The following is a 12,326-nucleotide window of genomic DNA, read 5'->3' on the forward strand; positions in this document are numbered from 1 at the left end:
GGTCGGGGCGGGTTCTCCGCCCCGACCGGTGGAGCGTCTGTTCGGTGGTGGGGGATCAGCCCGCGGCGGGCGCGAGGAGCTCGAGGACGTCCTCGACGCTGGTCGCTCCGCGCAGGCTGGCAGCGCGCTCGGGGTCGGTGAGGACCCCGGCCAGCGAGGACAGCACCTTGAGGTGCTCGTCGCCGGAGGCCGCGATGCCGATGGCGACGTGCACGGTGGGCCCGCCCCAGTCGATCCCCTCCGGGAACTGGATCACGGCCAGGGCCGTCTTCTTGACCATCGTCCGCGAGGCGTCGGTGCCGTGCGGGATGGCCACCCCCTCCCCCACGAAGGTGGGGATGGAGGCCTCGCGCTCGTGCATGGCGGGCACGTAGCCGGGTTCGACGGCGCCGAGCTCCACGAGGAGGGCCCCGCACTGGTCGATGGCGTCGGCGCGGTCCTTGGCGGTCCCGCCGAGCCGCACCGACTCGGCGGTGAGGGTGAGGTCAGTCGCCAAGGGTGCCACCGTCCCGGATGGCCGCCTCCACGCGGGCGAACGCCGGGTCGCCGAGGAACATCTGGAAGGGCACGACCACGGTGTCGCCCGCCCGGTGGCGGGCGCGGTCGACGAGACCGGCGTGACAGAGGACGAGGTCGGCGTCCTCGGGGATGCGGTCGACCGGCGAGTGCTCGACGGTGACGCCGTGGGGCGACAGGCTCTTCTTGAGCTGCGAGGTGAGCAGGACGCTGCTGCCCATCCCGGCGTCGCAGGCGACGACGACCTTCTTGATGTCGGAGCCTTCGATGGTGGCCATGAACGGTTCTCCCAGTTCTGTGGTGGTTGGGGTTTCGGTGGGCTACTCGCCCTTGTCTGCCTTGGCCTTCTCCGCCTCGGCGGCCTCCCGCTCAGCCTTGCGCTCGGCCCGGCCGAAGCCGAGGAGCAGCGAGGCGACGGCGAACGACGCGAGCGTTCCGACCAGGACTCCGGCCAGGACCCCGATGTGGTCACCGCGCGGGGTGACCGCCATGAGGGCGAAGATACTGCCGGGCGCCGGGGTGGCGAGCAGGCCGACGTCGAAGAGGAGGAACGTGGTGATGCCGGACATGCCGCCGGCGATCGCCGCGAGGATGAGCTTGGGCTGGGCGAGGATGTACGGGAAGTAGATCTCGTGGATGCCACCGAAGAAGTGGATGATGATCGCACCGGGGGCGGTCGCCCTGCTCAGCTTCGGGCCGAAGAGCATGCAGGCCACAAGGATGCCCAGGCCCGGGCCGGGGCTGGTCTCGATGAGGAACTCGATGGCCTTGCCCTGGTCGGCGACCCGCACCACGCCCAGGGGTCCGAGGACACCGTGGTTGATGGCGTTGTTGAGGAACAGGACCTTGGCGGGCTCGATGAGGATCGAGACCAGCGGCAGCAGCGACAGGTCGATGAGGAACTGCACGCCCCGGCCGAGCCAGGAGGCGATGGTCGTGACCACCGGGCCGATGGCGTAGAGCCCCGTGATGGCCATGAGGCCACCGAGGATGCCGGCGCTGAAGTTGTTGACCAGCATCTCGAAGCCGCTGGGGGTCCTGGGCTGGAGGACCTTGTCGATCTGCTTGATCAGGTACGCGGCGAGCGGACCGGCCAGCATCGCGCCGAGGAACATCGGGATGTCGGCGGAGACGATCACACCGATGGTGGCGATGGCGCCGACCACGCCGCCGCGCTTGTCGTAGATGAGGTGACCGCCGGTGTACCCGATCAGCAGCGGCAGCAGGAAGCCGATCATCGGGTCGACGAGCTGGGCCATGTGCTCGTTGGGCCACCAGCCGTCAGGGATGAACAGCGCTGTGATGAGGCCCCAGGCGATGAACGCGCCGATGTTGGGCATCACCATGCTCGCCAGGAAGCCGCCGAAGCGCTGGACTCCCGAGCGCACGTTGACGAGTCTGCTCTGCTGGGTTGACATGGGGGAACCTCCTGGGAGGTCCGGCGGGCGGTCTGCCTCGGCCGGGGAGAGAGTGATGGTGGGGTGGTCAGACGGCGCGGACGTTGGGACCGGCCGTCTCCAGTTCGTCCGCGAGTCCGTCGGCGAGTCCGTTGTCGGTGATGACGAGGTCGAGGTCCTCGACAGCGGCGAAACGGGCGAAGTGGTCGTTGCCGACCTTGGTGTGGTCGGCGAGGAGCACGGAGCGCCGAGAGGAGGCGATCATGGCCCTCTTGACTTCGGCCTCGGCCGGGTCGGGGGTGGTCAGGCCTCGTTCGACGGACACTCCGTTGGAGGCCATGAAGGCCACGTCGACGTAGCACTCGGCGAGGGCGCGCAGGGCCCAGGACTCGACGCTGGCCTGGGTCCGGGTACGGATGCGGCCGCCGAGAAGCATGAGGTTGATGTTGGTTCGTGGGGTGAGGGTGAGAGCTATTGAGAGGGAGTTGGTGACGACGGTGAGCTCGCGGTCCGTGGGCAGCTGTTCAGCCAGACGCCCCGTGGTGGATCCCGCGTCCAGGAGGATGGCGCCCTCGTCCGGAAGTTCGGCGAGCGCGGCCTTGGCGATCCGCTCCTTCTCCTGGGTCATGACGGAGTCGCGCACAGTGAGAGCGGGCTCGAAACCCAGTCTCTCAACGGGGATCGCGCCACCGTGGACCCTGCGCAGGACCCCGTGCCGCTCAAGGGCGGTGAGGTCACGGCGGACGGTCTCGTAGGTCACGTCGAACTCCGAGGCGAGCCCCGTCACGTCGACCCGGCCGTCGTGCCGGGCGCGTTCGAGGATCACCTTCTGGCGTTCTTCCGCGTACATGTTGGATCACCTGTGTTTCGGTGTGGTTTTCGGTGAGTTTAATGGTGTTGCATGGGACACACAAGGGGTATCTCCCCCCAATATCCCAGCAACCCCACCAGGTTGTCAGGAGAAGGATCATCCGACCCTCGGGCGTTGTGACCAGGAGACAGCACGGGTCACCCGACCCTCGGTCCACCGAGGAGCATCCATCCGATCCGCGTCACACCATTGACACACACAGACAAACACACATAATCAAAGACAGAACCACATCCCCCATGGAGCCACCCACCAGCCAGCGGAACCCCACCTCCTCGGGCGCACCCTTCCACTGCGGAGGCACCCGGACCGGGCGCGTCACACCCCTCGAAGAGAGCACCCATGATCCTGACCCTCACCCCGAACCCGAGCGTCGACCACACCCTTGAGGTCGACCGCCTCGTCCGAGGCGAGGTGCTCCGCGTGCGCGACACCCGCTCTCAGGCGGGCGGCAAGGGAGTGAACGTCTCCCGAGCCCTGTTCGGCAACGGGGTCACCACCCGCGCGCTCCTCCCTATCGGCGGCGGCGGTGGGGCCGAACTCGTCACCCTCCTCGGCGACCTGCCCCGCGTCACCGTGCCCATCGCCGGAGAAACCCGCGGGAACGTCACCGTCACCGAGTCCGACGGCACCACCACCAAGCTCAACGCGGCCGGCCCCGTGATGTCCCCCGAGGAGGTCGAGGCCCTGCTCGGCGCCCTGGAGGACGAGCTGACCCGCTCCCCCGCCTGGGTGGTGGCGAGTGGCAGCCTCCCCGCCGGGGTCCCCGAGGACCTCTACGTGCGGGTCGCGAGCCTGGCCTCCGCCCACGGCGTGCCCCTGGCCCTGGACACCTCCGGTGCGCCGCTGACCGCCGCCGCCAAGGCCGGATCCATCACCCTGCTCAAGCCCAACCAGGAGGAGCTCGCGGCGCTGGTCGGCCGCGAGCTGACCACCCTCGGCGACGTCACCGAGGCGGCCCGCGAGGTCCTCGCCTGGGGAAACGAGTCCGCCCTGGTCACCCTGGGCGGCCACGGAGCGCTCCTCGTCACGGAGCGGGACGTACGTTGGGCACGCGGTCCCCGGGTACGCACCCGGAGTACCGTGGGCGCGGGCGACAGCGCGCTCGCGGGATTCCTCGCCGGAGACGGCTCCCCTGAGGAGCGCCTCCGTCAGGCCGTGGCCTGGGGGACCGCGGCCGTCGCGCTTCCGGGAACGACCGTCCCCCACCCCGACGACGTCGCCACCGACGGCGTCAGCGCGGCGACCGAGCCCGACCCGGACTGGCGCATCGAACCGTCGTCGTGACCACCCGTTCCACAGCCACAGCCACAGCCACCGACCACCGTGACCGGGGCCGGACCTCCCGGCCCCGCCCGACACCCCCAAGGACTGACATGCCCGAGCGCACCGTTGTCATCGGATCCCTCCTCGGCCTGCACGCCCGGCCCGCGACACTCTTCGTCCAGGCGGTCAACGAGACCGGTCTGCCCGTGACCGTCTCCCGCGCGGACCACAAGCCGGTGGACGCCCGCAGTGTGCTGGCGGTCATGGCGATGGGGGCCTCGCACGGCGAGACCGTCACGCTGACCTGCGAGGAAGAGAGCTCGGACGCGGCCCTGGACGGGCTGGTGGAGATGCTCGGCAAGGAACTGGACCCGAAGTAGCCGGGACCGGGGCGGGCGGCCGTCCCCGCCCGCCCCTCCAGGCCGACCCTCCGCCGGGCAGGGCGGACCCGCCCCAAGCCAACTGGCCGCTCCAGGCCGACCCGTCCCCTCAGATCAGCCCGCCGTCGAGTAGACGGACGGCCTCCTCGCGCATCTGGACCTTGCGGACCTTGCCGGTGACCGTCATGGGGAACTCATCCACCACGTGGACGTAGCGCGGGATCTTGTAGTGTGCGATCCGGTCCTCGCAGAAGACGCGCAGGGCCTCGGCGGTGAGGGGTTCGGCGCCGTCGCGCATGCGCACCCATACCATGAGCTCCTCGCCGTACCTCTGATCCGGGACCCCGATGACCTGGGCGTCCAGCAGGTCGGGGTGGGTGTACAGCAGCTCCTCCACCTCCCGCGGGTAGATGTTCTCGCCGCCCCGGATCACCATGTCCTTGATCCGCCCGGTGATGCTCACGTAGCCGTCGTCGTCCATGACGGCGAGGTCGCCGGTGTGCATCCAGCGGCCCGCGTCGACCGCCTCGGCCGTCTTGTCCGGCTGGTTCCAGTAGCCGAGCATCACCGAGTAGCCCCGGGTGCACAGTTCGCCGGGGACACCGCGAGGGACCGTGACCCCGGAGGCCGGGTCGATGACCTTCACCTCCAGATGCGGCCCGACCCTGCCCACGGTGGACACCCGGCGTTCCAACGAGTCGTCGGTCCGCGTCTGGGTGCTCACCGGGGAGGTCTCCGTCATCCCGTAACAGATCGACACCCCGGCCATCCCCATCCGGTCGATGACCTGGCGCATGACCTCGACCGGGCAGGGTGACCCAGCCATGATGCCGGTGCGCAGCGTGGAGAGGTCGTAGGAGTCGAAGTCGGGCAGGGCCAGCTCGGCGATGAACATGGCGGGCACGCCGTAGAGCGAGGTACAGCGCTCCGCCTGGACGGCGTCGAGCGCGGCTGCGGAGTCGAACCCGGGGCCCGGGATGACCATGCACGCGCCGTGGCTGGTGGCGGCCAGGTTTCCCATCACCATGCCGAAGCAGTGATAGAAGGGCACGGGGATGCAGATCCGGTCGGCCTCGGTATATCCCAGCAGCTCACCGACGGAGTAGCCGTTGTTGAGGATGTTGTGGTGGGAGAGGGTCGCGCCCTTGGGGAACCCGGTCGTGCCGGAGGTGTACTGGATGTTGACCGGATCGTCCGGGGAGAGCGTGGCCTCGACCGCGGCGAGTCCGTCCGGATCGCCCCCGTCACCGGCGGCGAGCAGCGCCGCCCAGGCCGGGCCGTCGAAGAGCACCACCTCGCGCAGCTCGGGGCACTCGCCGCGCACCTGCTCGATCATCGCGGCGTAGTCAGAGGACTTGAACGAGGGCGCGGCGACCAGCACCGAGATCCCCGCCTGGTTGAGCACGTACTCCAACTCGTGGGTGCGGTAGGCGGGGTTGATGTTCACCATGACGGCGCCCACGCGGGCGGTCGCGTACTGCACGAGGACCCACTCGGACCGGTTGGGCGCCCAGACGCCGACCCGGTCCCCCTTCACCACGCCGAGGTCGAGCAGTCCCAGCGCCACCCGCTCGACCTCCGCGCCGAACTCCCGGTAGGTGAGCCGGAGCCCGGAGGCCCGGTCCACCAGGGCGTCCCGGTCGGGGTGCGCGGCCACGGTCCGGGCCAGGTCGCCGCCGATGGTGTCGCCGAGCAGAGGGGTGGTGGAGGTGCCGGAGGCGTAGCTGGGAAGGGCGGCGTTCACACTCAAGTCCAGGCTCCTAGCCGTGCGGGACAGTGGATCCCACGCCCGGAGGAGTGCTGCCGCACCCCTCCGGGCGTGTAAGCCAGATCACACCTATCACGCGCCCAGGCCCGGGGGAAGGCCTTCCCCTCCACCCCGGGACGACGCCTACTCCTTGACTCGGTGCACCTTGTGCGCGGCCGCCTGGGCGCGCGGACGGACCACGAGCAAGTCGACGTTGACGTGCGGCGGCCGGGTGATCGCCCACACGATGGTGTCGGCCACGTCCTCGGCGCTCAGCGGGTCCGGAACCCCTGCGTACACGGCCTCGGCTCCCTCGGCGTCCCCACGCAGGCGGTTGAGGGAGAACTCCTCGGTCTTGACCATGCCGGGGGCCACCTCCAGGACACGGACCGGTTCCCCGCACAGTTCCAGGCGCAGGGTGGCGGCCAAGGTGTGGGCTCCGTGCTTGGCGGCCACGTAACCGCCGCCGCCCTCGTAGACGCCGTGTCCGGCCACGGAGGAGACGACCAGGACGGTGCCGTCCCCGCTGGCGATGAGCTTGGGCAGCAGGGCCTGGGTCATGTTGAGCACGCCCAGGACGTTGACCTCGTACATGCGCCGCCAGTCGGCGGGGTCGCCGTTGGCGACGGTCTCGGTGCCGATCGCGCCGCCCGCGTTGTTGACCAGGACGTCGCAGGAGCCCAGTTCCTCGGCGAAGGCGTCGACGGCCGCGCGGTCGGTGACGTCGAGGACCCGGGCGCGGGCCGAGTGACCGTTCCCGGTGATCTCCTCGGCGAGCGCCTCGATCCGGTCGGCGCGGCGGGCCACCAGGACCACCTCGTAGCCCTCGGCGGCGAGCCCGCGAGCGGTGGCGGCACCGATCCCGCTGCTGGCTCCGGTGACGACCGCGGTCGCTGTCATGTGGTTCCTCCCAAGGTCAGGTGTCGCGCCGAGCGTATCCGGGGACGGGGTCCCCACCACGTGGCGGGGCCGCAGAGGTGGACCCTAAAGCTGAAGCCCCCTGCAGGCGCTGAACGTGTTCGAGCTTGGATCGAGCATGAGTGTCACCGCTGCCCCTCTGTTGCGGGGGTGGTTGACGGAGGCTAGCAACCAGATTTCTCACGCCTCTGAACTGCACAAATGCACGCTCCTCACACAAGACCATTCATGCAGTTCACTCACGAACCCGACAGAGGGGATGACTAATTCTTCGTGAAGTTGTACATTGGGCATATGATCGACAGAAACATCAGGCCCGGCGAGTTCACCACACGCCTGGAAATGAAATCCGTTTTTGGCGGCGGCCAGGGAATGGGAATTCATCCATCTTCGACCACGCCAAATGTTTTGCTCTACACAGATCCTTCCTCTGGCGAGCAATGGGGATACTACGACGGCTGGGCCCCGACCGACGACGGGACCGGCCCAATCTTCGAGTACACCGGCGACGGGGACGGAGATCAGGTATTTAAAGGTCGCCACGGGCAGAGGAACCGTGCCATTCTCATGCATGTCGACGATGGTCGTGGACTGCGACTATTCAAGGCCGACGGGAAGGTTCCTGGCAGTGGAGCAAAACGGCAAAGGTATATTGGACTGTTCGAGCTCGACACAGAACTTCCCTATGTTGTGCGCCAGGCGCCAAACACGAAAGGGCAGCTTCGAAGGGTCATTGTCTTTCGACTTCGCCCCATCGATACTCTGGAAGTGGCCGATCGGGATTCCATCACTCCTCTTCCAAAAACAGAATCGGTGCCAGTGCCGGCCGAGCTCACAACCAGCGCGATGGTAGAACCCGAAGCCAACCACGGGGGGCCGATCTCCAGGTCAGCACTTCCTCGCACCGACGTGAGCAGGCGCGAAGCTTCACTTTGTGATGAATTCCGAATTCTACTCGAAGAACACGAGCGCGAGGTGAAAAGATTTCAGATCAGGGTCGCGGGACTCTCCTCAAGCCTTCTAACAGACCTGTACGACGCAGACTCTCACATTTTGTACGAAGCAAAGGGCGCAAGTTCTCGTGAATCAGTACGCATGGCTATTGGCCAACTCATGGACTATCGCAGACACGTGACCCCCAGCGACCCCAACCTTGCTGTCCTCCTCCCCCAGGAGCCGCATCCCGATCTGCGTGACCTTCTAGATTCAGTCAACATCGGGTTGGTGTACCGACACGAGGACTCCTTTACTGGGTGGACGTAGACACACCGGCGACACCGCACCGACTCCCTCAGCACATACTCAGTCGGAGGACCCCCGGAACTCCCATACACGTCGAGCTTTGGGGTTGGGGCGAGACCAGAGTGGCAGGGGAAAGAGCCAAAAGATCCGAGAAGCGGGCCAGATGGTGAGCACCGTAGAAGGGCCGGAGAAGGAAAAAACGTGGAGTGACGGGACCGGGCGCTGTTAGCGTCGGCGAAACCTCACCGGCCCGGTGCACGGGTCCTGACGGAAGCGGACCGCCATGTCCCACAGCACTTCCGACCAAGCCCCCACGGACGAACCCACGCCTTCCGGTCCGCAGCCCCCTCCCCCGGAGGGGAGGCGGTTCCCTCTCCTGGCCCGGCTCAGCGTCTTCACGCTGGTCAGCACCACGGCCGACTTCGCCTTCGGCGCGGTCTTCGTCACCGTGATCCTTGCGCGAGGGGCCGATCCCTGGGCCGTGGGCCTGATCCTGGCCGGGGGCCACCTCATCGGACTGGTCATGGAGGCGCCCAGCGGCGCCCTCGGTGACCGGTACGGGCACCGCCGCCTGCTGACGCTCGGCCTCCTGGTGTGGGGTTCGGGATTCGTCGCCCTCGGCCTGGCGGACGGACTCGTGTTCACCGTGGTGGGCGTGTGTCTGGGCAACATCGGCATGTCCCTGAAGTCCGGCACCCTCAACGCGATCCTCATCAACCGGATCGGCCCCCACGACAGGAACGCGCGCATCACGCGGATCGTGCGGGTGGGAGCGGTGTCCACCCGGCTGGGTTCCGTGCTGGGAGCCGCCTCCGTGATGGTGGCGGGCACGTGGCTGTCGGCGGGCACGATGATCGCGGTGGGAGGCGTCCTCGTCCTCCTGCTGGGCGTGCTGGCCCCCGTGTGCTTCCCCGCGACCCCGGGTCAGCCGGACCGGCGGATCGGCACCATCGTCCTGGAGTCGGTGGTACTGGTGGCCTCCCGCCGCTTCCTTCCACCCGTGGTGCTAGCGCTGTCCCTGATGGTCGCCACCATGTTGCTCGTGGTGTCCTGGCAGCCCATGCTCCTGGCCGAGTACGGTGACGACGACGTGCGCCTCAACGGTCTGGTGCTCCTGCTCATGAGCCTCTCGCTGGCCGCCGGTGCGGCCTGCGCCCGCTGGGTGCACCAGGACCGGCCGCACGTGTGGGGCGCGCTCCTGTCGATGGGCATCGGGCTTCCACTGGTCCTGGCCGCCCACGGCGTGGTTCCGCTGGTGACGGGGTTGGTGGCGGCGGAGTTCCTGATCGGGTTGGGCGGTGTGCTGTCCGGGGCGTGGTGCCAGCTGATGTTCACCGACGCCAACCGGAACTCGATGTTCTCGGCGGTGACGGTGGTGACCCTGCTCGGCAGCGCGCTCACGACCAGCTCGTTCGGTTGGTTGTGGGACCTGTGGGGCATACCCGCGGCCGTGTCCGTCCTCGCGGTGTTCGCCTTGGTGCTGGCGGCGGCCGCGCTGGTGCTCACCAGACTCCTACCGGAGTCAGCGGACTTCACCTGGGCCGTGCGGCAGAACGAGGACGCGGCCCGGGGCCGATCCGAACCCTCCTGTTAACCTGCGCGCAGGTCACGCGGTCCCGCACCGGACCCCCGTGGGAAGGCGAAGAGCATGAACCTGCCCGAACTCCTCGGTACGCGGAGGATCCTCCAGGCCCCCATGGCCGGAGGCACCTCCACCCCCGCCTTGGCCCACGCGGTGGACGGCGCGGGCGGTCTGGGGTCGCTGGCCGCCGGGTACCTGTCCGCGGAGGCGCTGGCCGATCGGATCGCCGAGGTGCGCGCGTTGGGGACCGAGGTGTTCGGCGTGAACGTGTTCGTCCCCTCCGGCTCACCGGCGCCCGCGTCCGTGCTCGACGACTACCGAAGTGACCTCGCCGAGGAGGCCCAGCGGCTCGGGGCCGAGGTCGGCCCGGCCGGGCATGACGACGACGCCTGGGACGCCAAGATCGACCTGCTGGTGAACACTCCCGTCTCCTTGGTGAGCTTCACCTTCGGCTGCCCCTCGGCGACGGTGCTGGAGCGGCTGCGCGAGGCGGGTTCGGCAACGGTCGTCACCGCCACCACCGTCGAGGAGGCCCGGACCGCCGTGGCCCGCGGCGCCGACTGCGTGTGTGTGCAGGGACTGGAAGCGGGCGGGCACCGTGCCACCTTCAACCCCGCTCAGGGCGACGACAGGCCCCTGCTCACGCTGCTGCCCGAGGTGGTGGGCGCCGTCGACGTGCCGGTGGTCGCGGCCGGAGGCATCATGACCGGTGAGGACGTCGTCGCCGCCCTCACTGCCGGGGCCACCGCTGTCCAGCTGGGCACGGCCTTCCTCCGGTGCCCGGAGAGCGGCGCGCAGCCCGCGCACAAGGCCGCGCTGGCTGATCCGGCCTTCGGTGAGACCTCTCTGACCCGGGCGTTCACCGGACGTCCGGCGAGAGGGCTCACCAACCGGTTCATGGTCGAGCATCCGGACGCGCCCGCCGCCTACCCCGAGGTGCACCACATGACCAGGCCGCTGCGCGCCGCCGCGGCCCGGGCCGGTGACACCGGGGGCATGGCCCTGTGGGCGGGGACCGGGTTCCGTCAGGCCCGGGAACTGCCCGCGGCGGAGCTGGTCGCCGAGCTGCGCGACGCCGCCGGGCGCCCCTGAGGCGCGGGACTCAGCGGGGCCAGTCGTCGGTGAGATCCTGGGCTGAGCCCCGGACTCCACGGGCGAGAGCGGCTCGACTGTCGGTGTCGGCCCCTAAAGTGGCCGCTCCCCCAGCGTCCACCCCCCGGGAGTCCCGTGACCCAGACCAGTCAGCGCCGTTCCCTGTGGCGGTTCAGCCGCGACGAACGCACACTCGTGCTGGGTTCGCTGCTCAACTCCATGGCGTTCTTCGCCGCCCTGCCGTTCGCCGCGCTCTACCTCGCGGACCGGACGGAACTGTCCGCCGCGGGGATCGGCGCGGTGGTCGGTGGTATTGCGCTGATCGCCGCGTTCGGCGGCCTCCTGAGCGGCATGGTCGCCGACCGGTTCGGCGCCGTCCGGCTCATGCGGTGGGGACTCCTGCTGAACGTGGTGGTCTATTCGGCGCTGGCCCTGGCCTCCGCTCCCGCCGCCATCGTGTCGCTCTTCCTCAGCCTGGGCGTGGCGCGCACGATGGTCGAACCGAGCATGAAGAAGCTGCTCTCCCTGTCCGACACCGGCGACGGCCGGATCTTCCGCGTCCGTTACATCACCCTGTGCATGGGGGCGATCGTCGGACCGGCCGTGGGCGGCGTCCTGTTCCACGCGGGTCCGGCGGCGTTCTTCCTGGCCCCGGCGGCCTTCTTCGCGCTCTACCTGTCAGTGGTGGCGGTGCGCGGCGCGGAGTTGACGCGCTTGGAGACCTCCTCCAGGAGCACCTCACCGGTTCCGTGGACCGACGCCCTGCGTGACCGCCACCTCATCGCCGCCATCGGCGCGGGGGCGGTGGTCTTCCTGATCATGGCCCAGATGGACACGTCCATCCCGCTGTACATGAAGGGCGCCTACGGCGAACGGACGGAGTACCTGTTCGCCTCGTTGCTGGTGCTGAACGCCGCCCTGGCCCTGGCGGTGCAGCCCCCTGTGATCTGGCTGTCCGAGCGCCTCCCCCGGGGCCCGTTGGTGACCCTGGGGTGCGTGTTCTTCGCGGTCGCCTTCGTCTGCGTGTGGCTGGGCACGACCAACGTGGTCCTTCTGTACGTGGCCATCGTGTTCTGGACCCTGGGCGAGGCGATCCTGCTGCCCCTGCCGGACGTGGCGGTGCACTCCCTGGCCGCGGACGACCGCAAGGGCGCCTACTTCGGCCTGTCCGAACTGCGCTACCTCGGTTCTTCGTCGGTCCCGTCCTGGGCGGAGCCCTCCTGGACCTGTCCGCTCCCGCCTACTTCGCCGTCATGGGGGCCGCCGTCTTCCTGTGCGTCCCCCTGCTCCTGCACTCCTTCAAGGAGGAGCCTCG

11 protein-coding genes and 1 pseudogene are annotated in these 12,326 nt (G+C 69.0%); 6 read left to right on the forward strand and 6 right to left on the reverse strand.

Annotation, left to right across the window (positions count from 1 at the left end; genetic code table 11):
- Positions 1 to 55: 55 nt before the first annotated feature.
- The 4 genes from ADX84_RS07455 to ADX84_RS07470 all read right to left on the reverse strand — a co-directional run bounded on the left by ADX84_RS07455 (position 56) and on the right by ADX84_RS07470 (position 2,763).
- The gene (locus ADX84_RS07455) at positions 56 to 496 is read right to left on the reverse strand and encodes a PTS sugar transporter subunit IIA (RefSeq protein WP_017544102.1); all 441 of its coding nucleotides are present in this window, start codon (positions 494 to 496) and stop codon (positions 56 to 58) included.
- Positions 486 to 794, reverse strand: coding sequence for a PTS lactose transporter subunit IIB (locus ADX84_RS26270; protein WP_017544103.1), 309 nt, complete (start codon positions 792 to 794; stop codon positions 486 to 488). Before ADX84_RS26270 ends, ADX84_RS07455 begins: the two co-directional genes overlap by 11 nt.
- A 42-nt stretch (positions 795 to 836) precedes the next feature.
- Positions 837 to 1,934 (reverse strand): PTS mannitol transporter subunit IICB, encoded by a 1,098-nt coding sequence (mtlA, locus tag ADX84_RS07465; protein WP_049569563.1) that lies wholly within the window; start codon positions 1,932 to 1,934, stop codon positions 837 to 839.
- A gap of 67 nt (positions 1,935 to 2,001) precedes the next feature.
- A complete protein-coding gene (locus tag ADX84_RS07470) occupies positions 2,002 to 2,763 on the reverse strand; it encodes a DeoR/GlpR family DNA-binding transcription regulator (RefSeq protein ID WP_017544105.1) in 762 nt (253 codons plus the stop codon).
- A 363-nt stretch (positions 2,764 to 3,126) separates the two neighbouring features.
- On the opposite strand from ADX84_RS07470, the gene pfkB reads away from it, so the two are divergent.
- On the forward strand, positions 3,127 to 4,071 hold the full coding sequence (gene pfkB, locus ADX84_RS07475) for a 1-phosphofructokinase (protein ID WP_049569566.1): 945 nt from the start codon (positions 3,127 to 3,129) through the stop codon (positions 4,069 to 4,071).
- Between the two features lie 89 nt (positions 4,072 to 4,160).
- Complete coding sequence (locus ADX84_RS07480) at positions 4,161 to 4,430, forward strand: HPr family phosphocarrier protein (RefSeq protein ID WP_049569569.1); 270 nt, start codon at positions 4,161 to 4,163, stop codon at positions 4,428 to 4,430.
- Positions 4,431 to 4,539: 109 nt separating this feature from the next.
- Here the strand turns inward: ADX84_RS07480 and ADX84_RS07485 are convergent, their stop codons facing one another.
- Both ADX84_RS07485 and ADX84_RS07490 read right to left on the reverse strand, forming a co-directional pair.
- A complete protein-coding gene (locus ADX84_RS07485; RefSeq protein WP_369801062.1) occupies positions 4,540 to 6,174 on the reverse strand; it encodes an AMP-binding protein in 1,635 nt (544 codons plus the stop codon).
- A gap of 147 nt (positions 6,175 to 6,321) precedes the next feature.
- Positions 6,322 to 7,077, reverse strand: coding sequence for an SDR family oxidoreductase (locus ADX84_RS07490; RefSeq protein ID WP_049569577.1), 756 nt, complete (start codon positions 7,075 to 7,077; stop codon positions 6,322 to 6,324).
- 312 nt (positions 7,078 to 7,389) lie between these two features.
- On the opposite strand from ADX84_RS07490, the gene ADX84_RS25965 reads away from it, so the two are divergent.
- The 4 genes and pseudogenes from ADX84_RS25965 to ADX84_RS25340 all read left to right on the forward strand — a co-directional run.
- Positions 7,390 to 8,358: a hypothetical protein gene (locus ADX84_RS25965; RefSeq protein WP_156208041.1), complete on the forward strand. Its 969-nt coding sequence runs from the start codon at positions 7,390 to 7,392 to the stop codon at positions 8,356 to 8,358.
- A gap of 262 nt (positions 8,359 to 8,620) precedes the next feature.
- Positions 8,621 to 9,931 (forward strand): MFS transporter, encoded by a 1,311-nt coding sequence (locus ADX84_RS07495; protein WP_053107265.1) that lies wholly within the window; start codon positions 8,621 to 8,623, stop codon positions 9,929 to 9,931.
- Positions 9,932 to 9,985: 54 nt separating this feature from the next.
- Entirely contained in the window at positions 9,986 to 11,011 is a 1,026-nt protein-coding gene (locus ADX84_RS07500; protein WP_049569580.1) for a nitronate monooxygenase, read from the forward strand.
- Between the two features lie 219 nt (positions 11,012 to 11,230).
- Positions 11,231 to 12,121, forward strand: a pseudogene (locus ADX84_RS25340) (MFS transporter); the annotation flags it as partial.
- Between the last annotated feature and the right edge of the window lie 205 nt (positions 12,122 to 12,326).

It is taken from the genome of Nocardiopsis sp. SBT366, from assembly GCF_001083815.1.
Taxonomy (GTDB): domain Bacteria; phylum Actinomycetota; class Actinomycetes; order Streptosporangiales; family Streptosporangiaceae; genus Nocardiopsis; species Nocardiopsis prasina.

Excerpts from the sequence above, each read along its gene's own strand:
- ADX84_RS26270 (WP_017544103.1), bottom strand. The coding sequence starts at position 794 with ATGGCCACCATCGAAGGCTCCGACATCAAGAAGGTCGTCGTCGCCTGC.
- mtlA (WP_049569563.1), bottom strand. The coding sequence starts at position 1,934 with ATGTCAACCCAGCAGAGCAGACTCGTCAACGTGCGCTCGGGAGTCCAG.
- ADX84_RS07470 (WP_017544105.1), bottom strand. The coding sequence starts at position 2,763 with ATGTACGCGGAAGAACGCCAGAAGGTGATCCTCGAACGCGCCCGGCAC.
- pfkB (WP_049569566.1), top strand. The coding sequence starts at position 3,127 with ATGATCCTGACCCTCACCCCGAACCCGAGCGTCGACCACACCCTTGAG.
- ADX84_RS07480 (WP_049569569.1), top strand. The coding sequence starts at position 4,161 with ATGCCCGAGCGCACCGTTGTCATCGGATCCCTCCTCGGCCTGCACGCC.
- ADX84_RS07490 (WP_049569577.1), bottom strand. The coding sequence starts at position 7,077 with ATGACAGCGACCGCGGTCGTCACCGGAGCCAGCAGCGGGATCGGTGCC.
- ADX84_RS25965 (WP_156208041.1), top strand. The coding sequence starts at position 7,390 with ATGATCGACAGAAACATCAGGCCCGGCGAGTTCACCACACGCCTGGAA.
- ADX84_RS07495 (WP_053107265.1), top strand. The coding sequence starts at position 8,621 with ATGTCCCACAGCACTTCCGACCAAGCCCCCACGGACGAACCCACGCCT.
- ADX84_RS07500 (WP_049569580.1), top strand. The coding sequence starts at position 9,986 with ATGAACCTGCCCGAACTCCTCGGTACGCGGAGGATCCTCCAGGCCCCC.